Source organism: Marinobacter maroccanus (genome assembly GCF_002933275.1).
Taxonomy (GTDB): domain Bacteria; phylum Pseudomonadota; class Gammaproteobacteria; order Pseudomonadales; family Oleiphilaceae; genus Marinobacter; species Marinobacter maroccanus.
Window position 1 is genome coordinate 129,983 of sequence record NZ_PSSX01000004.1, and the last position, 22,054, is coordinate 152,036.

The following is a 22,054-nucleotide window of genomic DNA, read 5'->3' on the forward strand; positions in this document are numbered from 1 at the left end:
CAATTAACGAGAGTTCAACCGCGGGCCGATGAATGTTCGGCATCAGTGCGGTGAATATCAGACCAACGTCGGAGATTCCTTTGGCTCTCCGACGTCAGGTTCTGGAGGGGTTAGATGCGATAGAGTTTCACGAGTTCATTCAGTTTTTCCGTGACCGACTCAAGCCCTGTTGCCATCGTTCTGACCCGCTCTGCCTCGGACACCACATCGTTGTTGCGGTTGGCGATGGAATGAATATTCTCGTTGATCTGAAGCGACGTGGCTGCCTGTTCCTCTGAAGCCGAGGCGATCTGATAGTTCATTCGGGACACCTCGCTGATGGCGGCTTCCACCTCGCGGATTGCCTCGCCGGTTTCCCGCATGGCCCGTGTGGATTCGGTAGAGCGGGTCCGTCCCATCTCCATGGACGCCTTGGTGGCTTCGGAGATGTCACTCAATTCGCCTACTGTCGTCCGAATCTGGTCGGTAAACTCCTGGGTGCGAAGAGAAAGCGCCCTCACTTCATCCGCTACCACTGAAAATCCACGACCATGTTCTCCAGCCCTCGCGGCTTCGATGGCGGCGTTCAGGGCCAGCAGGTTGGTCTGCTCGGAGATTGCATTGATGGAGCCGACGACAGAGGAAATGGATTCTATTTTTTCGCCCAGCTCATCGACCCTTTTGGCGCTGCTCGCAAGTGCCTCATCGGTTGCCTCGGTCAGTTTCGAGGCGTTGGCCATGGCTTCACCGCCCCGGTTGGCGGCGGCAGAAGCATTATTGGCCGCATCAGACGCCAGCTGGGCGTTACTGGCTACCTCCTGGATACTGGCAGACATTTCGTTGGTTGCCGTCGCCGCCTGATCGGTCTGCACCTGCTGTTCATTGGCGATCTGCGTGGTCGTGTCACTGACACTGGTCATTTCATCGGCGTTTGAGCGTAGTTGTTCTGACAACTCTTTGAGCCGGGCAATCAATTCGACAAACCGTTCCAGCATGTTATTGAACGAACCGGCAGTCACGCTCTTGTCGGCGTCATCCAGACGGGCCGTCAGGTCGTTGTTGGAATCGAACCCGCGAATGATCTCTATTATCTGGATAGACTGCTTTTGCTCCGCGCCCATTCGAATCGCGAAGAACACCAGGATCGCCGCCTCGAAAACCACGAACGCGGCGTGCAGAAACGCAATTGACCAGCTGCAGTCATAGTTGAAGATCATCAACGCCATATTGCCAAAGGATGCACCGCTAAGCTGCAGGCCTGTCAGAGCCAGGTGGTGAACGGCTATGGTGCCAGCGGCTACCACCACCGGTAGCCAATCCCGGTAAATGATCACCAGAGCCAGGGCGGCAAAGATGTGGAAATGCATTTCAATCCGCCCCATCTGGGCCTGGATCATGATGGCCGAGAACAGCATCAGGCAGACAGCAAACAACGAGGACAGAGCCCGTGTTCCGCGCATGGTGACATAACCGGCCGCCGCAATGCCGCCTACCAGTAAAGAGGCGACCAGCGCAAAGGTTGTCGTCCCGTAGCCCATCGGGACCAACAGGCCGACCACCGGGATATGAGCAAGCAGGATCAACAACACCTGGCGATCCGTGCGCTCCCGGATTTCAACTTCATAAGACTGACTGTTTACCGCTGTGGTCATGTAGCACTCTCGCTAGTGTTTGCTTTCAGTAAGCGGCGAAGATCCTGTTCAACCAATTCAAGATTCAGGTCCGGCGTGGTGTATATCAGCTTCCTCCGGAAGTCTGGTGTCACCACATGCAGCCTTGCGCTGTGGGCAATCGAATCGTTCGATGCACCACCTTGTTTAACGGCGAAATCGTTGTAAGCTGAAGCCAGTTTTTGAGCAGACTGGTGAGTATCAGGCCGGTAGGATCTGAATGCCTCTCCAAGGCTTGCCGTGGTCTGTTGCAGCGCTTCGGGAGTATCGTTATCCGGATCAAGGGTGACAAACAGGAACTCCACTGGCGCATCCTTCAACCGCTGGCTCAGATCCAACAGGTTGACCAGTTGGACCGGGCAAACGGTTCCGCACTGGCGATAACCAAAGAAAATAACGGCAAGGCCATTCTTGGGAGGCTGGTAGCCATTCAGGTCCTCTCCCGGCTCATTGATCGACATGCCGTAAAAGCCGGTGTTGTTGAGCAGCGACGGCATCACCGGGAGCGCCAGTGCCATCAGGAAGGCTGTGGCAAAAAGCAGAATACTGGTAGTTTTCCTGTTCACTTTTCCTGTCCGTCTGAGAGCGCCGCAAGTTTGCAGAGAAAATGTAGACCGGACTATAGGTGCATTACGCAGCACCCCGACCGAATACTTGCATTTGCAACCTTTTACGGACGTGAAAAGCGACAGATCAGTTTTTGTTGTAATAAAAAGTAAGGTTCAGGGGCGGGCTACATCTGACGCTCGCCATAGAGCTGAGCATACAACCCCTCCCGGGCGATCAGTTCATCGTGATGACCCTCCTCGATAATTCGCCCGTCTTCGAAAACACAGGCGCGATCTGCCTGTTTAACGGCGCTGAGGCGATGGGCAATGATCAGGGTGGTGCGCTGCTTGAGGAATGCTTCAAGGTCCCGATGGAGCTGGAACTCGGTTTCCGCATCCAGCGCGGAGGTGGCTTCATCCAGGATTACCACCGAGGGTTCGGACAGGATCATCCGGGCAATGGCCAGCCGTTGACGCTGGCCGCCAGACAACCGCACGCCCTGGCGGCCGATCACCGTATCGAGCTGGTCCTGCATGGCCGCCACCGTGGTGTCCAGCTGGGCAATTCGCAGGGCATCCCAGAGTGCGGCGTCGGGTTTGTCCCTACCAAGAGTCAGGTTCTGGCGAACGGTATCGTTGAACAGCGCCGGGTGCTGGAGCACCGTCGCCACGTGTTCGCGAAGGCACGGCAAGCCGATACGCTGAACCGGCACGCCATCAATCAGCACCTCACCCTGCTGGGGCGTGTACATGCCCAGGATGACCTGAATCAGGGTGGACTTGCCGCCGCCACTGGCGCCCACCAGCGCCACTTTTTCGCCGGGCGCCAACTCCAGGTTGATGCCCCGAAGGACCTCCTCTTCGCCGTAGCCAAAGTGGATGTTCCGGAGGGTGAGCCCCACGGTATGACGGTCGCGGAACGGGTTCTCCAGCGCCGGATAGCGGGGTTCTTCTTTCAGATCCAGCAACCGGTTAATCCGTGCCAGGGCGGCATTGGCGGCGAACCACGCATACTGCATGTTCAGCATTTCCTGAACCGGCGTCAGCATGAACCAGAGATAGCCGAAAATGGCGAACATCATGCCGATACTCAGGTCGCTGAACAGCACGGTCACCATGGCTGCCGCCCGGAAAGCATCAACACCAAACTGGAACAGGGCGAAGCTGGCCCGGCTGGCGGCATCGCTGCGCCACTCGAACTGTATGGCGTGGTCACGTACGTTACGGGCGCGGTCGATCAGCTGGCGCAGGTAATGTTTTTCCCGGTTGGCCGCCCGCAATTGGTGAATGGCATCCAGGGTTTCGGTGAGGTCTCCCTGGAACTCCTCGTAAGCGCTGTTCTCCCGGCGCTTCAGTTCCTTGACCCGCTTGCCGATCAGAATCGTGGCGAAGATCACCAGGGGATTGAACAGCAGAATCAGAAGGGCCAATTGCCAATGCACCCAGAGCAGCACCAGGGCGGTACCGAATACCGTGAGACTGGCCACCAGAAACCGGCTGATGGTGGTGCCCAGAAACTGGTCAACGGTATCCAGATCGGTAATAAAGTGGCTGCTGATCCCACCGGAACCGCGGGTTTCGTACTCCGACATGGCCACCCGCTGCAGACGTCCCAGCAACCGGGAACGGATACGGAACACCACATCCTTGGAGACCTTGGAAAACTCTCGGGACTGCAGAACGTTGAACGACAGCGCTGCGACCCGAAGCAGAAATGCGGCCACAACCATCAGGCCGATATAAACCACCGGTGTTTCCCAGCTCCCCGGCAGTAACGAATCCATAACCGGCAACACCGGGCCAGGCTCGTCCAGCAGCACTTCATCCACCAGAACCGGGAGCAGCAGGGGCACCGGCACACTCATAACGGTGGCCATGATCGCCAGAAGATTGGCGCGCACCAGTCGGGGCTTGTGCTTGAGCGCAAGACCGAAGATATCCCGCCAGGTGTACTGCTGCCGGGTTTCACGGGTGTCGATACCGGTTACGCTGTTCTGGGGGTGTTCCAAGCAACCTCCGGATAATGAAATGTGCCCGGTTGGATACGCCCGGGAACTGACAATAGTCTACCTGTTAACTGGTTTGCTGCGCTCAAAACCGACATCTGTCATCATGAGCCATCGATTTTCTGATGGACCAGGACACAAGCACCTGTGAAACACGATTGCCACTATCACCCTGGCGACCCTGCCAAATGGCACTGCGGAGAATGCCAGATTCACTACTGCAGCCGCTGCATGCCCGATGCCGACACCCGCCAGCGCAGGGCTCTGTGCCCCCACTGCAGCAAGGCCATGCGATACCTGGGCGCCGCCACCGAGGTGGTCCCCTTCTGGCAGCGACTCGGCGCGTTCTTCCGCTACCCGTTCCATACCGACCCGCTGATCGTTATTGCCATCTGTACCCTGGTGCCGGTGGTAGCCCCCGCCAACCTGATTGGCATTCTGATCTGGCTGGTGCTGGCGCTTGCCCTCTTCAAGTACACCTATGCGGTCATCAACCACACCGCTGAAGGTCACCTGAAACCGCCGGCCGTATCCGTTGCCTTTACCGGTAGCGGCTTTGATATTGTCATCCTGCAGTTCCTGGTATTCGTGCTGATGGGCGGGCTGGTAGGCGCGGCCGCCATGCTCGGCGGCCCCATCCTGATGCTGCTGGCGCTGGCGTTTGTCATTCTGGCGCTGCCGGCCAGCATTATGGTGCTGGCCATGGAGCGCTCGGTGGGCGCGGCGGTGAATCCGATGAATCTGGCGGTGCTGATCTCGCGAATCGGCACCCCCTATTTCCTGCTCTACGGCTACCTGATCCTGCTTACCCTCGCCTCCGGCGCGGCCCAGGACTTCGCCGTAAATCACTTTCCGTTCTGGGTTGCCCAGCCCCTGGCCGGTTTCCTGAACAGTACCTTCACACTGATCCTGTTCCACATGCTGGGCTACCTGCTGTTCCAGTATCAGGAAGAGCTGGGATTCGCCTCGGATATCCAGGATGACACCGCCGGCCAGGACACCCACCAGCGCGACCGTAGCGCCCGTTTCGATGCCGATATCGACATGAACCTGAAAGACGGCAACTACGATCGGGTGCAGAGCATGTTGAAGGAAGCGCTGAAGCGGGACCGGGACAACGCCCTGAGAATCGGCCAGTTGTACCAGCTACTGACGGCTCGCCAGGACACCGACGAGCTCTACCGCTACCACCCACGCATTCTGGGCTGGCTGGCCGACCGCAACGACGGCGAAGGCATCGCCGGTGTACTGAACACGCTCCAACAGGCGGAACCTGGCTTCAAACTGGAGGATCCGGACCTGTCGGTGCGCTGCGCCCGAGCCCTGTACCACCGGGGCCAGTTCAAGCCGGCGTTACGGGTACTGCAGGATTTCCACAAGCGCTTCCCGGACAGCGAACAGCTGGCCCCGGCCTACCTGCTGGTGGCCCAGACCCTGGCCAACGGTTTGTCCCAGTGGGAAAAGGCGACAGCCTTCCTGACGTTTATCCAGAAAAAGTGCGTGAATCATCCGCTGCATGAACAGATTAAGGTTTATCTGGAGCAGGCGCAGAATAAAGAGCCTTTGAAGGGACCGAAAGCAACGTTTTCTGCCCAGGACTGACGCAGGGTATGGGAGGGGCTTCCCAAAACCGTGCGGAGCCATGGATGGCGGAGCCGAGCGTACAGGGATGTATTCACAGCGTGTTTTGGGAAGCCCCTCCCATACCCTGCTGCCCCGAGGCTAGCCGGCCTGAAGAAGTTGACGATAATGACGAGCTTTGGGCGCCATCTGGCGCTTTTCAAACTCTTCAACCAGCAAACGGCAGGCCTCGGTTGTCAGCATTTCATCGCCGGTGCTTTTCAGCCGCTCAAAGGCTTTCTCGGCAGCTTTCAGGTCATGCTGTTTCAGGCTGGTAAACAACACCCGGTTGTGGTCCTGCGCCGATAACGGCTGATAGCTTTCCCCCTTACCCAGGTATTCCTGCCAGATAGCAATCATCTGCTCTGGCTGTCGACGGCTGAGGGCATCGTTCATCAACTCTTTGGCGCGGTCACGGTATTCGGGCAAATCCGGGCGGAGTTTGGCCAGCTGGTAGAGATGTTCGAGGAGGATATGGCGTTCCGGGTAGTGCTCACGCAGGGCCTCGAATTGCCGGCGGGCCAGATCAAACTCCATCCGGCCGAGGCTGGCCATGGCCTGAGCATAACCGGTGGTGAAGCGGGCATCCTGCTCTTCTTCTTCCGGCTCGAAGAATTCTTCCCGCACCTGTAGCCAGCTTTTGCCCAGCAGCCATACCAGACCGGCACCTGCGATCAGGCCACCCGCGTGGGCCATGTAGGCGATGCCGGTGGCACCGGCGTACCAGTAATCGTAGATTTCCTTGCCCACCCATACGGGCAGCAGGGCGATAGCGGGCGCCCGGAAGTAGTTGAAATAGACGCCCAGGAAATAGAAGAAACGGATTTTCTGCAGTCCGTATATGGCTACGTACATGCCCATCAGGCCGGAGATCGAGCCCGAGGCACCTACGAGAGGCACATAGCTACCTGCAGAAACCGCGGTAAACATCAGGCCAGAAAGGGCCCCGCACACCAGGTAGGCAATCAGGTACCGGCCCGGCCCCAACGCTTTCTCAACGGTAAATCCGAGCAGGAACAGGAAGATCAGGTTACCGATGATGTGGCCCCAGCCGCCATGTAGAAACTGGTAGGTAATCAGGGTATACAGCGACAGATCCGCCGGCACCAGACCAAGCTGGTTGGCACTGAGTTTCTGGAGGTATTCCTGTTCGATGGCGCTGCGCTGTTCCTGCCAGTGCGCGCGTTCCGCCGGCGCCCAGATGACATCGCGATTTTGCAGCAGGTATTGGTAGAACTCCCGGTCCATCATCAGGTTAATGGCCAGCCAGAAGTTCTCGTTCTCTTCCCGAAGTTGCTGAAACTGCTGGAGCTCGTAGACCCGGCTCTCTTCGCCCTGGAACTGGATTTGCCGCTGCAGGTAATCCTCGTAGGCTGGCGCCTCCAGCTCATGAAGGTCGGCGGCCAGGTATTGTTCGACCGCTTGCTCGAGTTTGCGGCTGTCGCCCCCCTGATAGAAAAGAAAAACCAGCAGGCAGGCCATGATCAGGCCAAGGGTCACCCAGGGCGGGCGTTTCCAGTTAATGGCGTTTTCGGCGGGGATAATCAGCATGGGCGGTCACAATTCATCATAATCTGTCCCTGAAAGAGTGTTTTTTACCACACCCACGCCTTCTTTTCGCGCTCAAATGGAATCCAGCGCAAAGGTCGTTGCGGGTCAATCCCGGAAATGTGGCACACCCCACAGAGTCGGGAAAGCCCAAACGACTGGTCCGGCTGTCATTGGGATGTCACAGAAATGACATTCAATCGGTTCCATCGACGGACTGTACCGGGCCATATATCGACCTTTCGCCAATTGCCGTTGTTCCTGCTCCAGCCAATAGTGAACAGGAATAACAAGAAAAACCGGATACCGAACCAAGGATTTTTCAGATGACCGTACTCGTATTGGATAACCCGGAGCTGATTGCCAATGCCGCGATAGCCGCCGGCTTCACCACAGCCAACTTTGAAGCCGGAACCAGGCGCCCGCACCGTATGAAGTTCCATTACGGCTTCAACAAGCACTCGCTGAACAGTGATGACATTGCGTTCCTGCAACAGCATGCCGCGTATCTGAAGGAACATCCTTCGGTCAGCGTCAGAATTCATGGCCACTCCGACAACTTCGGCTCCGAAGACTACAACCGGTTTCTCTCTCGATTGCGGGCCAACGCGGTCGCGCGGATGCTCATGCAGGAAGGCGTTGCGGAATCCCGGATTCTTGTGAGTCACTGGGGCTCAGCCCGTCCTCTGGCAACCCCGGAAGATCGGGCAGCCAACCGGCGTGTTGAACTGGAATATCGGACTCTGGATGTGGCCCAGGCGCTCTAGGCCGAGGCAACCACGACAAAAACCGCCCCCGGACTTCCGTCATCGCGGGGGCCGGATGCCGCCCGCTCACCAGCGACGAGACACACAACTGAACCAATCTTCGGCTTTTCTGGAATCTTAATTATTCTGATTTATATGGTATTAAGCGGATTAGCCATATTAAGAGTGAAAATTATTATATAGCAAAAACAGTGACTTAATTACAAAAAAGAAAGCAAACTTACCTTTATTTAACGAACCTTTTGCCCAATTTCCTCGTCTTAGTCATGTATCCAGGGTTTAACTGTTACCTGACTAGAGAGGTCACTATGAACGCAAAAACCTTCACCACTGCCGCACTCATTGGTTCGATGTTCCTTGCCAGCGCCACATTCGCTGCAGGCGGTCCGCGCAACAGCGACGGCGGGGGTCGATCGGCAGAAACTGCCGATTCGGAAGATCTGACCACCATTGAGGTGAGCGATCTGCAGTTCATGCGCGAAGAGGAAAAGCTGGCCCGAGACGTTTATCTCACCATGGACCAGTACTGGGGCGACAGAACGCAGGTATTCGCAAGAATCGCGCTGTCCGAAGAATCTCATACCAGCACCGTAGACTACCTGTTGAAAAAGTTTGATGTTGAAGACCCGGTAGTGAATGACACGATCGGCGTATTCACCAATCAGGAACTTCAGGCCCTGTATGACGAATTGGTTGCCAAGGGAAAAAACTCGTTTGTTGATGGCCTGTTCGTAGGGGGCCTGATCGAAGAGAAGGACATGAGAGATATTCTGGCCGCGATTAATCAAACCGATGAGCGCGCCATCATTCTTGCCTATTCCAACCTGCTGGATGGATCAAAAAGCCACCTGAAAGCCTTTGTAAGCGTCATCGAGGCACAGGGACTGACCTATGAGCCTCAGGTGCTGGATGCGGAAGAAGTGGAGCTTATCCTTAACGACGAGAGCCAGGTTGAGGACTGATCTACCGTAAAAACCAGGTCATCGAAACAAGAACGGGGCGGCCCAGAGCCGCCCCGTTCTGTTATTGACTTAGCCATAGACCTGCCAGACGTTCCACAGCAGCAACAATGCAGCCACCAGGATTGCCAGCCAGGTCAGCAGTATGCCCACCATACGCGCCCAGTGGGTGCCACCTCGGCCATTGATCATGCCAAAGGCGTGGAGGATGCGGCCAACCACCAGCGCCATCCCGGTCCAGTAGATCAGGCCGCTGGCAACGCCGTTGAGTTCAGCGATGGCAAGCATGATCAGACCCAGAGGGGCGTATTCCACCAGATTGGCGTGAGCCCTGACTGCCGCCTCAAAATCCCGATCGTCGGCGGTGCCCAGACCCTTTTTGTACTTCAGACGAAATTTGACGACCTGAGCCGACAACACCAGTAAAAGAATGCCGATTACTGCGGCAAACACTCCGGTTACGGGTACGATCATGCTCAGGCCTTCTTGATTGCGCTGACGATCGCCAGAAGCAGCACCGCACCCACCGTTGCGGTCACCAGCTCACCGACAGCACCCTGGGCCGCCAGCCCCAATAGCCGGAATACGAAACCGCCGAGAAACGAGCCGACAATACCAATACCGATGTTGGCCAGAATGCCAAATCCACGGCCTTTCATGATTAGACCAGCCAACCAGCCGGCCACACCGCCGATAATCAGAAACAGAATCAGGTTCATCTCTTGCCTCTCCCTGAGGGTCATTGAACGAAACAACAGTCCCGCAAGACTGCCCTGTTTCCAGTGGTGCTTCAAGCACTTCCAGGGAAGGGGATTACAGTGCGGCAATGGCCTCAGACATTTGCCGGTGGCATCGGGCCATCAGTTCCGGAATATCCTCGGCGGTAAGGCCCTCGGTTTCGATGGGCGGCAGAACCCGGATGGCTACCGATTCACGGCGGCCGCTCCAGCCTTTCGCCTCATCAGCATATTCCTGCACACACACCATGGTGATTGGCGCTCCGGATGCCACTGCTGCGTGAAACGCGCCTTTTTTGAATTTCTGCAGGCCACGGCCCTTGCTGCGGGTGCCCTCGGGGAAAACCCAGAGACTTTTCCGGTCCCTGGCGATGGCACTGCTGGTGGCCTTCATAACCGCAATGGCCTTGTGGGAGCGTCCGCGATTGAGGATAACGTTGCCGCCCAGCCAGAACACCTGGCCAAAGAAAGGCACCCATACCAGTGACGATTTACCGACCGTTACGGTTCGCGGCGGCAACAGGTCGCCCACAACAAACAGATCGTCATTGTGCTGGTGGTTGGCAATGACAACCGTGGGCCGGTCCTGCGGCATGTTTTCCCAGCCCTCCAACGGTCGTTCCATACCCAGGACTGCCCGCCCGAAACGGGCCACAGCCCGCGCCAGGAAACGGTTGTTATCCGGATTGAACGGCCTGGCCGCGTAGAACACCAGCGCGAACAGGCAGATGATCGGCACGCTCAGCCACGCCAGCAGTTTTCTGATAATACCCATGCAACCAAACTCTGCAGCCAAATTTTGGCGCACAAGTGTACGCCAACTTTATATTCCGGCAACAGTGTCAATTTGTTCCCTTTGCTCGCCCTTTACCGAGGCCCTGACGACGTATCGCAGGGGCCCACCGGCGTCGACACTGTCGAACGGGTAACAGGTCACCAGCAGAAGCGTCCCCTCCGGCAAACGCTGGGTATCAATCAGCTCTGAGCGGCTATCCACCACCCGGGCACCCTCAACGAGGTAACTCTGCCACCGGCCATCCCGGCCTTGCAGGCGAACCTCGTTGCCGGTCTCCAGCGCTTTAAGGCTGCGGAAATGGGTATCCCGGTGTCCGGCAATGATCACGGGTCCGCCAGGATCTTCGCTACCGGTTAACCGACCGGGTCCAAATGCCAGACTCTCGCCGTGGGTATCGGCCAGAACAATCATCGTGTCGTTCAGCTCCGGAATAGCCAGACGAGCCACCGGCCAGGTATCCGCCCAGGGCCAGGGCCGCGATTCCCTCTGCCGGGCCTGGCTTTCCGCCCAGGCAACCTCCAGCAATTCCTGGGCAATAACCGCCTTGAGCGGAATCCATAACCCGAATACCAACAAGGTAGCAGAGCTGGTCAATAACAGAAGCAGCAGCTTTGTCATGAGAGTGTCCTCCTCTGCAGCAGCACAATGGCCAGGGAGAACATCAGCCCGACCAGGCCAAGCGCGATCAGCAGCGGCGCCGAGGTTGCCGTCTGCGGATAACGCAGCATGCCGGCCTGGCTGCCCGCCGGCAGAAGAGTGGGCAAATTATCCGATTCCATTGGCACCCCTGAACTCCGGGCGGGGGTGGAATCAACGGCCACAAAACTGGTGTAGGCCGACATCAGGCCGTGGCTGACCGCCAGCCCGGTAATGCCGGCCTTATCCGGCTCCCGGCCCGTTACCTTCGCCTCATCCTCCAGGCTGTCGATCTTCTCTCTCGCCCAATGCCGATGCAGCCCGGTTGCGGAAGCGGCCTGCTGCAGGTCCAGCGTCCTGGTCCAGTCCTTGCCACCCGGAAGGCGACCCGACACCTTCAGCTCCCCCATGGCCGGGACACCCCGCACCACATGAACCAGCGGCTCGCCCTGAAACAGATCGCCTGGCCGCCTCGGGAAAGACTCCTTGCCTGTCTCCTGGCCGGGCCAGTCAACCCGGATATCTGTCAGAACCGGCGACTCCATGGCGGAAAGCAGAGTCTTCAGTGGGCCGTCTACATCAGAAGGCGACTGGATCGCCGTGTAGGTACCCCGGCCCCATCGGGCAGCCTCACGCATGAAATGCCGGTTCGGCGCCGAACCAATGCCCACGGTAAACAACCGCTGATTGCCCAGTTGCTGACGGATCTGCCGGAACAGCGCCGCCTCATTTCCCACCGCGCCATCGGTAATGAAAATCACCTGACGCACCCGCGCGCCGTCTTCAGTCTCACTGGCACTTTCCAGGGCTCTGGACAGAGCCGGCGCCATCTCGGTACCGCCGTCGGCCCGCAGACGGTCAACGTACCGACGGGCCCGGGCGAGGTTATTGCCGGTGGCTACTTCCGGCTGCATAAACAGGGAATGAGTCTGACTGTTGAACTGGATGACATTGAACCGGTCCCGTGGCGTCAGCGTGTCCAGACCCGCCTGAAGGGCACTTCGGGCCTGACGGATCGATTCGCCCGCCATGGAACCGGAGGTATCGATTACGAACACCAGATCTCGCGGTAACGCCATGGTTCCGTTCTCGCCCGGTACCAGCATGGCCATGAGGTAGTCCTCGCCCTGCCAGGACTGATGAAAAACCGCTGCGGAGGGTTCCAGCCCGGCAACCGGGCGCCACCGCACCACAAAATCGCGATTCATCAGGATCCCGCCACCATCGGGACGAATACTGAACATTTGGCCATCCTGACTGGTCGCGAGACGGTGCGACGGGCTGGAGACACTTTCGATCGGCAATCCGGAATCAATCACCAGATTGATCGCCGCCCGATGGCTGTCGGCCGCCACATCATCCGGGGTTACCGTAAACGGACTGATGGCACCGGCATCCGGCACCTCGTTCGTCGGCATTGCCCACCCGCCTTGCCACTGATCCGGTGCATTGCGAACTGGCGCTCCCGGCATGTAACGCGGCGTCAACGCGGTCGGAACCGTGAGCTGGAACACCCCGGCCTGATACTGCACCGGTTGCTGGTACTTCAGCTCCACCGAAACCGTCTCCCCTGGCGGGATATTGGCAACCCGGGCGGTAAACAGATTCGGACGCTGCTGCTCGACATTCGCCGCATGCTGCCCGGCCTGCTTTGCTTTCTCATAGGTCCGACGCGCCGTCTCTTTCGGCTGCACCTTGCCCTCAATGGTCCGCTCCCCCACTTTCATGGTCAGACCATAGACACTGGCCTTCTCGGGCAACGGGAACACGAAAACGCCTTCGCGCCACTGTTCACTGGTATTGCGGAAACTGCGCAGCAACCGGGTGTCGGCAATCAATCCGCTGACCTGAATATCGAATTCACTGTCCAGCACCAGCGCCGGTTCCTGCCATTGCCCCTGGCCGTCGACAAAATGCAACTCGCCGACGTTGTCTGCCTCATTGGCTTCGGCATACAGTGGGTGAACAAACAGCATCAGCAATACTGCCAGCCAGAGGCTAATGCCCTCACCGATTCTTTTGAATCGAAGTCGCCGAGATCGCGCGAAATCAGAGGTAGCTCCGCGGTGGTTTCCAAAACCGTGCGGAGCCATGGATGGCGGAGCCGAGCGTACAGGGACGTATTCACAGCGTGTTTTGGAGGCCACCGCGGAGCTACCGGGCGGTGAACTCCTGTCTAAAACACTGGAGTAAAGCCGTAAATAAGAGAGCATCATGAGAGAATCCTTGTGACTGCATGACTGTGCAAAACACCGCCATTTCAGCAATCCGGAAAGGAACTCCCATGGCAGAAAGCGACAAACCGCCCTCAAAAAATGATGAATTATGGCAACAACGGCCTGCGCCCTTGTTATCACCACCTGCCGTGGTTAAATAGGCACACACCGGCAACGGGAAGCAGCCGCCACCATGAAAAAGCACGTTGTACTGATCGAAGACGAACCCGCCATCCGCGACAACTACCGCGCCGCATTCGAACGCCGTGGCTATCGCGTGACCGCCCATGGCGACCGGTCGTCGGCCTGGCAGGTGTTGCGGCAGTCATTGCCGGACCTGGCCATCATCGACGTTGGCCTGGGCGATGAACCGGAGGGCGGCTTCGCCCTGTGCCAGGATCTGCGATCACTGTCCCAGACCCTGCCGATTATCTTCCTGACCGCCCGCGACAGCGACATAGATTCCGTCCACGGCCTGCGCCTTGGGGCCGACGACTACGTCACCAAGGACATGAGCCTGGACCACCTGCTGGCCCGGGTTACCGCCCTGCTCAGACGGGCCGATGCCTGGGCCGAAGCCCTCCAGAAGCCGGACGAAGTGCTCCAGCGGGGCAAGCTCACCCTCAATGTGGATCGCATGACCGTCGCCTGGGACGAAACCCCCATCGACCTGACCGTCACCGAATTCTGGATGCTGCACTCGCTGGTCCAGCACCCGGGCCATGTACGCAGCCGGGAACAGTTGATGGAAGCGGCCAGCACCGTACTGGACGACAACACGGTCACCTCTCATATCAAACGCATCCGCCGCAAGTTCCAGCAACTGGATGAGGCCTTTGATGGCATCCAAACCGCCTACGGCATGGGTTATCGCTGGAATGCCCGTGAGGTCTGAGCCTTGAACCTCAAGCGCCAGCTGTTCGTCGCCAGCCTGCTGATGCTGCTGATTCCCTGGGCAGGCCTGCAGTTTGTTCTGGAACTGGACGACGCCCTCCGGCAACAGGCCCGGCAGCAACTGCAGGCCCAGGCCGGGAGACTGGCCCAGACCGCCGGCGACCAGATTATCGGCACAGCCGTTATCAGGCCTGATGAGCCAGCCATCTACGTTGAACCCCTCGCCGGCAACCTCAACCTGGATGGTTATGGCGACGACTGGCCGGGTTATGACGAGGAGAACCAGGCAAGAAACTGGCAAGGCCAGACCAGCACGGAAGCCGGCGAGCCATTCCTCCAGTGGCAGGCTGTGACCGACCGGCGGAACCTGTATCTGCTGATCCGAGTCAACCAACGGCAACCCGTATTCTTCAATCCCGGCAACCCGGATCAGCCCCATGACCGGATCAGGCTTTGGTTAGAGCCTGCCCCCGGTAACCTTGCCCCCGACGCTATTCGAAGGTCCTGGCTGCTGCGAACGCCGGCCCCGGGCCAGCTGTATGGTCTGGAAGAGGCCAACCGACAACCGGACTACCGCATCTCCGGCTTTTTGCAGGGCACCGGTGAGGGCTGGCAACTGGAACTGAAATTGCCCATGCCCGCCGACCGCAGCCGCCTGGGCTTTGCGGCGTTATGGGGCCAGGACCAGAAAACAGGCGTCTCCACGCCGGTCGACCCACTGCCGGTTCTGGTCAGTCGCAACCTGGCCCTTGAGCGCCAGCTGGAGCCACAACTGAACCAGGGCCAGCGGGTACGTCTGGTTGAACCGGCCGGCTGGGTGATCGCGCGACAGCAGTCTGGCTCTGCCACGAAAACACCGGAGTTCGACAGCCTCAGCCCGCTTCAGGTGGTCGAGCAGATCAGTCTCAATGCGCTCCGGGGCCTGGTGCGCCTCTACCAGCCGGAACCGACCGCCATCAAAACCGGCACCAACCGTGTGGCAGTTGAGGCGCTCCCGGAGACAGGTCTGGTCCGCCAAGAGGATGACAGCGTCTGGCTGCTGACCACCCGGGAGGTTTTCGGTGGTCGCACGCTGATTCTGGAGCAATCACTGGATCAACTTCTGACCCTGTCCGGCTCTGCCCTCGGCTCGGTCATTGCCCGCAGCACTCTCATCATTGTCGCACTCACCCTGGTTCTGCTTGGCTACGCCAGTTGGCTGTCCTGGCGGATTACCCGGCTGCAGCGCGCAGTCAGCGCCAGTATCGACGAAGACGGCCGGATCACCGGCAGAGTGCCGGATGCCCGAAGCAAGGACGAGCTGGGCCAGTTGCAGCGGCACTTCAGCCTGATGGTGGACCGCCTCCACGGCTATAACCGCTACCTGGAGAGTTTCTCCAGAAGACTGTCCCACGAGCTAAAGACCCCTGTCGCGGTGGTCCGCTCCTCGCTGGAAAACCTTAACCACAGCGACTCGGAAGACGAACGCAGGCAATACATTGAGCGGGCCGCGGCCGCCACCGAACGCCTCCGGCAAATACTACACGGCATGAGCGAAGCAGCTCGCCTTGAACAGAGCCTGGACCATGCGGATAAAGAACAGTTTGATCTGGCCGAAGTGGCCGCCGAAGCCACGGCCGCCTACCAGGCCCTCGACAGCAGCCACCAGATCCGCTATTCCGGGCCCGATGCGGGCTGCGCGATCACCGGCTCTCCAGAGCTGATGGTGCAACTGCTCGACAAGCTGGTGGACAACGCCCGGGATTTCACACCACAGGATGGCCTCATTGAGGTGGGTCTGGAAACCACGCCAGAGGGCCTGTGCCTGTCAGTTTTCAACCAGGGTTCGACACTGCCGGAAGCCACAACCACCGACATCTTCAGTCCGTTTGTCTCGATGCGGGACGGCCAGGAACAGGGCCACCTGGGGCAGGGTTTGCTGATCGTCAGCCTGATTGCCGACTACCATGGTGCCCGGGTGGAAGCCCGTAACCACACCCAAGGTGGCATTGACGGCGTAAGCTTCCGGGTTATTATCCCTGCCATCCATTCTTGAAAACAGGAACTTCCCGCCGTGAGCGCACGCCTGGACTCCCTCGATATTCATCCGCTTCGGAACGATCTCTATAACGAGCTGCATTCACGACCGTTCCAGGTGCTGCCGACGCCGGCTCGGGTCACCCAGATGGCCGTGCTGACAACCCCGGAGCAGCGTGAGCAGCAATTTCGGCATCTTCAGGAACTCCATCGGCTGATGGGGCACCCGGTGCCGGAAAACGAGGTGGGCTGCTTTGAACACACCTTCGGTTCCCTGCGGGTGCGTCGCGAGATGCACATGGAGTTCGCGTCCTACACCTTTATCAATCTGGACGCGGGCGATGAAACACCCTTTACCGAGACCGGTATCACCCCGCTGCCCGAAGGATGGCTGGAGCAGCTGACCGGTACGGTGATCGCAGCATTCCACCTGGAAGTCCGGCCCGCTGCTGACGGAACCGAGGGCGACCTGGATTATGTGCGCAAGCACTTCGAGGGCATGCGACTGGTCGGCTCGAGTCCCCAGGAGGGTGCCGCCCGGGTATGGGGCACCTTCCGGCTGCACAGCGATGGCTTTGGCCGGTTCATGGTGATGAACCACCACATGTCGGATAGCCAGCTGGGCCGCCTGACCCAGCGCCTGATGGAGATAGAGACCTATCGCCTGATGTCACTGCTGGCGTTACCGGTTGCCCGGGAAATCACCCCGTCCCTGAACGATATGGACGAAAGACTGGCGGTGATCACCCGGTCGCTGGCCGAAAACGAAGACGTGGACGAGGAAAAACTGCTGGCCCAGCTGACCAATATTGCAGCCCGCATTGAAGCCTTCCGGGCCCATTCCACGTTCCGCTTCTCCGCCACCCGAGCCTATCATCAGCTGGTACTGACCCGGCTGGAGGAACTGCGGGAGGACGAACTTTCCGGGCACCTGACCCTGACCGAGTTCATGACCCGCCGGCTGACACCGGCGGTGAAAACCTGCGAAGCCGTGAGTGAGCGACTGGAAGACCTGTCCCGCCGGATAGACCGGGCTTCAGACATGATGCGCACCCGGGTGGAGCTGGCCATCCAGAGCCAGAACCAGCAACTGCTCAGCTCCATGGACCGGCGCTCCAAAATTCAGCTGATGATGCAGCACACCGTGGAAGGTTTCTCCGTGGTGGCCATCACCTATTACCTGATCGGCCTGCTCAAGTTCGGCCTGGATTCGGTGTACGAGGCCGGCGTCGTCTTCAACAAGACCCTGGTTCTCGGCATCGCCATTCCGGTGGTGATGGCCCTGGTCTTCCTGGGGGTTCGGGTGGTTCACCATCATTTCATCAAGATGGCAAAACGGCAGTAGCTACTTCAGCCTGCCCAGATCCCGGTCGCCGGCAAACTGCCGGTAGAACTGCTGGGCCGTTCGGCCGTTGCGCACGCCCTTGGCGGTGGCAAAGCGAATCGCCTCCCGGTGCAGCCCTTCCCGGTCATCAAAGTCGAGGAACAGCGCGTCCACGGCCTGCAGGTACACCGCCTGCGAAAACGCATAAAACGACAGCTGCAAACCGAACCGGTCGGCCAGGGACACCTGCTCCTCAATGGCCTCTGCCGGATGCAGTTCACCGTCGCGCATCTCGCTCTTGAGGTTGTCAGACATAAACTCCGGCATCAGGTGGCGGCGGTTGGAGGTGGCATACACCCGCACGTTCTCCGGCGGCAGTTCCAGGGAACCCTCCAGGACACTTTTCAGGGCCTTGTAGCTGGATTCACCAACATCAAACGACAGATCGTCGCAGAAAATCACGAACCGGAACGGCAGATCGCAGATGTCGTCGACAATCTCCGGCAGGTTGACCAGATCATCCTTGTCGACCTCGATCATCCGCAGCCCGCGCTCCTGGTAGCGATTCAGCAGCGCCTTGATCAGAGACGACTTGCCGGTGCCACGGGAGCCCCAGAGCAACGCGTTGTTGGAAGGCTCACCGGCAAGAAAACGCTCGGTGTTGCGGGCCAGGTCCTGCTGCTGCCGGTCGATACCCTTCAGATCCTGCCATTGCACCGGATCGAGCCGACGGATGGCGCGCAGCCCCGAGCGATGGCGGCGCCAGACGGCAGCGGGTGTGGATTGCCAGTCAAAGGATGCAGTCTCGGACATAAACCTCTTTCCTATTCCGTCCCGGGTCAGGCTGTGAAACACTGACCCTGTAAAAACCGTGATAACAGGAGACTTTACCCCAAATGGCCGTAAAATCCGTCGCTTTGGTGGCACACGACAACAAGAAAAAGGAACTGGTGGACTGGGTTGCCGAAAACCGCACCCGTTTTGCCCCACTGAAACTCTACGCCACCGGCACCACCGGCCGGCTGCTCCGGGACAACCTGGAGCGGGATGACATTCATTGCCTGCTCAGCGGCCCCCTGGGCGGCGACCAGCAAATCGGCGCCAAGATCGCCGAGGGCGAAATCGACCTGCTGGTGTTCTTCTGGGATCCCCTCGAACCACAACCCCATGATCCGGATATCAAGGCATTGCTGCGTATTGCCGCTCTCTGGAACATTCCCGTGGCCTGCAACCGGGCAACCGCGGAATTCATCCTGACCTCGGCCTACATGACCGACGACCAGCATCAGCCGAAAAAACCCGACTTCTCCGATTACACCGGCCGCTCGGTCAGCGCCTGATGCAGTAGGCAAGGCCGGCGGTTATGACTACACTGACAGCATAGCTGTAAAGGACCGCCGGCACTCCGATGAACACCCTTGCCATACCCTGCCAATGCCCGTTCAAAAGAGTGGCCGCCGCTGTTCTTTTCGCACTGGCCTACCTGCTCGCCGCACCTTCGGCCTGGGCCAGAGAGCCATCCGATACCATTACTTTCGGCATCGTCGCTGACAACAAACCCTATTCCTTCAATGAGGGGCGCGGCGCCTCCGGTTTTTCCGTTGATATTCTGCGGGAAGTCGCGGAACAGGCCGGGCTGCAGCTCACCTTCAGGGCCGGCAGCTGGCCAGAAGTCTACGGCGCCTTCATGCAGGGCGAACTCGACGTGATTGATGGTATCTCCTTTCGCCAGGACCGCGCAGAGCAGATCCTGTTCACCGAGCCTTATCACATCCGACAGACCTACCTGATGCATGACACCCAGAATCCAGTCGGGAATGTCGACAGCATTGAGGACCTTCAGGGTCTGAGAGTGGGCGTTGTGCGAGACATCTATTACCGCGATGCCCTTACCGAAAAAGGCATCACGCTCAACACATACGACTCGCTGCACAGCCTGATTCGGGCACTGGCTTTCGGATGGGTGGATGTGATTATCGGGCCGCAGCTTACCCTGCAGTATTACGCCAACGAGGCCGGCTTTCGTTTCCTTGCCATTGCCGGCAAGGCACCGCTGGGCGATCTTGCCCGCGAGGACTTCCGCATTGGCGTTCTGAAAGCCAATGAAGTCTTGTTTCAACGGATCAGTCAGGGTCTTGCCGAGATCCCGGACCAGCGCAAACGCGAATTGCTGGAGCGTTGGCAGGAATTTGGCGGTGCCAGTCTCTCCGGCTCCGGGAATTTTGTTCTCAGCCCCGAGCAGCGCCGGTTCATTGCGGAAACCGGCCCGGTCCGTGTCGGGCTGATGCGGGACTATGCCCCCTACAGCTTCGAGAGTGGTACGCGCATCCAGGGCCTGACGGTGGATATCCTGAACCGGCTGTCGGATCTGACGGGGCTACAGGTCATTCCCGTCGGCGGCCAATGGATCGAACTGCTGCCACTGTTCCGCAATGGCGAGATCGACATACTGGCCAACATGTCGTTCCGCCCTGAACGCACCGCTTTCACCCGCTTCACTGAGCCATATCACACCATACCCAATGTGGCCTTCACCCGGGATCAGGATCTTTCCCTTAACACCCTTGAGGACCTGAAGGGTATGCGAGTGGCGCTGGGCTCCGGCATCTATTACGAACAGCCGTTGCAGGAAGCGCTGGGAGATGATGCCCGTATTTTCACCGCCCAGGATGCGATGTTCGAAGCCCTCGCCAGGGACCAGGTGGATGTGGTTCTGGCAGCACTGCCCAACGGCAATTTCTGGGTTCGTGAACTGGGACTTCCGGGGGTCCGGATCGCCGGGGAACTGATTCTGGATGGCCTGCCGGGTGAAGATCTCCGATTCGGGGTACGCCCGGGCCTTGCGCCACTGGCCGGCATTCTCGATCAGGCCCTGGCCACCATCAGTGCCGAAGAAATCCGCACCATCGAAGACCGCTGGCTTGGCGCCAGCGGCGGAACCCGACAGCCCGGCACTGGCAAGGCAAACCTGACCGAAGCAGAACTGGCGTGGCTGGAAAACCGCAGCAACCGGGTGTCCATGTGCATCGACCCCGACTGGCTACCCCTTGAGGGTCGGGACTCCAACGGTAAGCATGCTGGCCTTTCCGCAGAGGTGTTCCGACTGTTCACCGAGCGCACGCCAATCCATTTCGACGTGGTACCAACCGACAATTGGCAGCAGTCCATGCAGGCTGCGCGGGAACGCCGATGCGATCTGCTGGCCATGGCGATGAAAACGCCGGAACGGTCTGAATTCATGAATTTCACCGAGTCCTACCTGGAAGTTCCCAACGTAGTCCTGGGGCGGATCGAAGCACCCTTCATAGAACGGATTGGCGACCTTCGCGGCCAGAAAGTGGGCGTTGTCGAGGGCTATGCCTTTGCCGAACTCCTGCAAACCCGCTATCCGTCCATGGACCTGATCGGAGTCAGCAACGAGCAGGAGGGGCTCCGTCGCCTTCAGAACCACGAGCTGGACGGCTACATCACGACCCTGGCAACCGCCAGCTACTACATGCAGGAACTTGGCCTGGCGGACCTGAAAGTCATTGGCAGAATCCCCGCAGACTGGTCACTGGCGGTTGCCATCCGGGACGACGAACCGGTTCTCCTTGGCATTATGCAGAAACTGGTGTCCAGCCTGACCACGGAAGAGCGACGCAGCCTGGAGAGCCACTGGCGTAACATCCAGTTGAAACAGACAGTGGACTACACGCTGATCTGGCAGCTTCTGATTGCCGGCGCCCTGGTGACAGCCCTGCTGATCTACTGGAACCGGAAACTGGGCCGCCTGAACAAGGACCTCGCGGTTGCCAACGAGACTCTGTCCCGGCTGAGCGTGACCGATGACCTGACTCAATTGGGGAACCGAAGCTACTTTGACCAGGAGTTCCGGAAAAGCTTCCAGTGGTGCCAGCGGCACCATTCCGGTTTTGCGGTGGCCATGGTCGACGCCGACCACTTCAAAAACATCAACGACACCTTCGGCCATGAAGCCGGCGACCTCTGCCTGAAAGCGCTGGCCGATACCATGCGCAAACACTTTCGTCGGGAAACCGACCGGTTATCGAGGTTTGGCGGCGAGGAGTTCGTGGTTTTTGCTAGCTACGAGGACAGCGATGAAATCCGCAACCGTCTGGAGACATTCCGGGAGGCCGTCGCCAGTGCCTGCAACATATGCGGTCACAATGATATCCGGCTGACCATCAGCATTGGTCTGGCAACGGGGATTCCGGGCCCGGCGGCCTCTCCGGCAGAATTTCTGAGACAGGCCGATCAGGCCCTGTACCAGGCCAAACAGAATGGCAGGAACCGTCTTGAGGTACGAGCGGTCTGATCAGAAGTGGTGCTAAGATG

18 protein-coding genes are annotated in these 22,054 nt (G+C 59.0%); 8 read left to right on the top strand and 10 right to left on the bottom strand.

The features are described 5' to 3' along the window. Window positions 1-110: 110 nt before the first annotated feature. The 3 genes from KEHDKFFH_RS06690 to KEHDKFFH_RS06700 all read right to left on the bottom strand — a co-directional run bounded on the left by KEHDKFFH_RS06690 (window position 111) and on the right by KEHDKFFH_RS06700 (window position 4,206). Window positions 111-1,631 carry a methyl-accepting chemotaxis protein gene (locus tag KEHDKFFH_RS06690; protein ID WP_104321195.1) on the bottom strand — a complete coding sequence of 507 codons (1,521 nt, stop codon included), beginning with the start codon at window positions 1,629-1,631 and terminating at the stop codon, window positions 111-113. After that, a complete protein-coding gene (locus tag KEHDKFFH_RS06695) occupies window positions 1,628-2,215 on the bottom strand; it encodes an SCO family protein (RefSeq protein WP_104321196.1) in 588 nt (195 codons plus the stop codon). The genes KEHDKFFH_RS06690 and KEHDKFFH_RS06695 overlap by 4 nt, the downstream gene beginning before the upstream one ends. A 167-nt stretch (window positions 2,216-2,382) precedes the next feature. Next, on the bottom strand, window positions 2,383-4,206 hold the full coding sequence (locus tag KEHDKFFH_RS06700; protein WP_104321197.1) for an ABC transporter ATP-binding protein: 1,824 nt from the start codon (window positions 4,204-4,206) through the stop codon (window positions 2,383-2,385). A gap of 144 nt (window positions 4,207-4,350) precedes the next feature. Between KEHDKFFH_RS06700 and KEHDKFFH_RS06705 the strand changes: the two genes are divergently transcribed. Then, a complete protein-coding gene (locus KEHDKFFH_RS06705; RefSeq protein ID WP_104321198.1) occupies window positions 4,351-5,805 on the top strand; it encodes a hypothetical protein in 1,455 nt (484 codons plus the stop codon). A gap of 120 nt (window positions 5,806-5,925) precedes the next feature. Here the strand turns inward: KEHDKFFH_RS06705 and KEHDKFFH_RS06710 are convergent, their stop codons facing one another. Next, entirely contained in the window at window positions 5,926-7,374 is a 1,449-nt protein-coding gene (locus tag KEHDKFFH_RS06710; RefSeq protein ID WP_104321199.1) for a rhomboid family intramembrane serine protease, read from the bottom strand. 323 nt (window positions 7,375-7,697) lie between these two features. Between KEHDKFFH_RS06710 and KEHDKFFH_RS06715 the strand changes: the two genes are divergently transcribed. Then, window positions 7,698-8,138, top strand: coding sequence for an OmpA family protein (locus KEHDKFFH_RS06715; protein ID WP_064229667.1), 441 nt, complete (start codon window positions 7,698-7,700; stop codon window positions 8,136-8,138). Between the two features lie 308 nt (window positions 8,139-8,446). After that, window positions 8,447-9,100 carry a DUF2202 domain-containing protein gene (locus tag KEHDKFFH_RS06720; protein ID WP_158253186.1) on the top strand — a complete coding sequence of 218 codons (654 nt, stop codon included), beginning with the start codon at window positions 8,447-8,449 and terminating at the stop codon, window positions 9,098-9,100. Between the two features lie 69 nt (window positions 9,101-9,169). On the opposite strand, the gene KEHDKFFH_RS06725 is transcribed toward KEHDKFFH_RS06720, so the two are convergent. From KEHDKFFH_RS06725 to KEHDKFFH_RS06745, 5 genes are all read right to left on the bottom strand, one after another. Further along, window positions 9,170-9,571 (bottom strand): MAPEG family protein, encoded by a 402-nt coding sequence (locus KEHDKFFH_RS06725; RefSeq protein ID WP_104321201.1) that lies wholly within the window; start codon window positions 9,569-9,571, stop codon window positions 9,170-9,172. 2 nt (window positions 9,572-9,573) lie between these two features. Beyond that, window positions 9,574-9,816, bottom strand: coding sequence for a GlsB/YeaQ/YmgE family stress response membrane protein (locus KEHDKFFH_RS06730; protein WP_008175780.1), 243 nt, complete (start codon window positions 9,814-9,816; stop codon window positions 9,574-9,576). Window positions 9,817-9,910: 94 nt separating this feature from the next. Continuing rightward, window positions 9,911-10,609, bottom strand: coding sequence for a lysophospholipid acyltransferase family protein (locus KEHDKFFH_RS06735; protein WP_104321202.1), 699 nt, complete (start codon window positions 10,607-10,609; stop codon window positions 9,911-9,913). Between the two features lie 48 nt (window positions 10,610-10,657). Next, window positions 10,658-11,248, bottom strand: a complete 591-nt coding sequence (locus tag KEHDKFFH_RS06740) for a class GN sortase (protein ID WP_104321203.1) — start codon at window positions 11,246-11,248, stop codon at window positions 10,658-10,660. Continuing rightward, a complete protein-coding gene (locus tag KEHDKFFH_RS06745) occupies window positions 11,245-13,242 on the bottom strand; it encodes a marine proteobacterial sortase target protein (protein ID WP_241956445.1) in 1,998 nt (665 codons plus the stop codon). Before KEHDKFFH_RS06745 ends, KEHDKFFH_RS06740 begins: the two co-directional genes overlap by 4 nt. Window positions 13,243-13,675: 433 nt before the next feature. Here KEHDKFFH_RS06745 and pdsR point away from each other — a divergent pair, with 433 nt between their 5' ends. Genes pdsR through KEHDKFFH_RS06760 form a run of 3 tightly spaced genes read left to right on the top strand, consistent with a single transcriptional unit; the run spans window position 13,676 to window position 17,737 of the window. Then, on the top strand, window positions 13,676-14,377 hold the full coding sequence (pdsR, locus tag KEHDKFFH_RS06750; RefSeq protein ID WP_104321205.1) for a proteobacterial dedicated sortase system response regulator: 702 nt from the start codon (window positions 13,676-13,678) through the stop codon (window positions 14,375-14,377). A 3-nt stretch (window positions 14,378-14,380) separates the two neighbouring features. Beyond that, on the top strand, window positions 14,381-16,411 hold the full coding sequence (locus KEHDKFFH_RS06755; protein ID WP_104321206.1) for an ATP-binding protein: 2,031 nt from the start codon (window positions 14,381-14,383) through the stop codon (window positions 16,409-16,411). An 18-nt stretch (window positions 16,412-16,429) separates the two neighbouring features. Further along, window positions 16,430-17,737 (top strand): DUF3422 family protein, encoded by a 1,308-nt coding sequence (locus tag KEHDKFFH_RS06760; RefSeq protein WP_104321207.1) that lies wholly within the window; start codon window positions 16,430-16,432, stop codon window positions 17,735-17,737. On the opposite strand, the gene KEHDKFFH_RS06765 is transcribed toward KEHDKFFH_RS06760, so the two are convergent. Beyond that, window positions 17,738-18,529, bottom strand: coding sequence for an ATP-binding protein (locus tag KEHDKFFH_RS06765; RefSeq protein ID WP_104321208.1), 792 nt, complete (start codon window positions 18,527-18,529; stop codon window positions 17,738-17,740). 83 nt (window positions 18,530-18,612) lie between these two features. Here KEHDKFFH_RS06765 and KEHDKFFH_RS06770 point away from each other — a divergent pair, with 83 nt between their 5' ends. Next, a complete protein-coding gene (locus KEHDKFFH_RS06770; protein WP_104321209.1) occupies window positions 18,613-19,056 on the top strand; it encodes a methylglyoxal synthase in 444 nt (147 codons plus the stop codon). Between the two features lie 68 nt (window positions 19,057-19,124). Next, a complete protein-coding gene (locus KEHDKFFH_RS06775; RefSeq protein ID WP_104321210.1) occupies window positions 19,125-22,034 on the top strand; it encodes a transporter substrate-binding domain-containing diguanylate cyclase in 2,910 nt (969 codons plus the stop codon). Window positions 22,035-22,054 lie beyond the last annotated feature (20 nt).

Coding starts and splice junctions, on each gene's coding strand:
- KEHDKFFH_RS06745 (WP_241956445.1), bottom strand. CDS start 13,242: ATGCTGTTTGTTCACCCACTGTATGCCGAAGCCAATGAGGCAGACAAC.
- KEHDKFFH_RS06740 (WP_104321203.1), bottom strand. CDS start 11,248: ATGACAAAGCTGCTGCTTCTGTTATTGACCAGCTCTGCTACCTTGTTG.
- KEHDKFFH_RS06715 (WP_064229667.1), top strand. CDS start 7,698: ATGACCGTACTCGTATTGGATAACCCGGAGCTGATTGCCAATGCCGCG.
- KEHDKFFH_RS06775 (WP_104321210.1), top strand. CDS start 19,125: ATGAACACCCTTGCCATACCCTGCCAATGCCCGTTCAAAAGAGTGGCC.
- KEHDKFFH_RS06770 (WP_104321209.1), top strand. CDS start 18,613: ATGGCCGTAAAATCCGTCGCTTTGGTGGCACACGACAACAAGAAAAAG.
- KEHDKFFH_RS06730 (WP_008175780.1), bottom strand. CDS start 9,816: ATGAACCTGATTCTGTTTCTGATTATCGGCGGTGTGGCCGGCTGGTTG.
- KEHDKFFH_RS06720 (WP_158253186.1), top strand. CDS start 8,447: ATGAACGCAAAAACCTTCACCACTGCCGCACTCATTGGTTCGATGTTC.
- pdsR (WP_104321205.1), top strand. CDS start 13,676: ATGAAAAAGCACGTTGTACTGATCGAAGACGAACCCGCCATCCGCGAC.
- KEHDKFFH_RS06690 (WP_104321195.1), bottom strand. CDS start 1,631: ATGACCACAGCGGTAAACAGTCAGTCTTATGAAGTTGAAATCCGGGAG.
- KEHDKFFH_RS06725 (WP_104321201.1), bottom strand. CDS start 9,571: ATGATCGTACCCGTAACCGGAGTGTTTGCCGCAGTAATCGGCATTCTT.
- KEHDKFFH_RS06765 (WP_104321208.1), bottom strand. CDS start 18,529: ATGTCCGAGACTGCATCCTTTGACTGGCAATCCACACCCGCTGCCGTC.
- KEHDKFFH_RS06710 (WP_104321199.1), bottom strand. CDS start 7,374: ATGCTGATTATCCCCGCCGAAAACGCCATTAACTGGAAACGCCCGCCC.
- KEHDKFFH_RS06735 (WP_104321202.1), bottom strand. CDS start 10,609: ATGGGTATTATCAGAAAACTGCTGGCGTGGCTGAGCGTGCCGATCATC.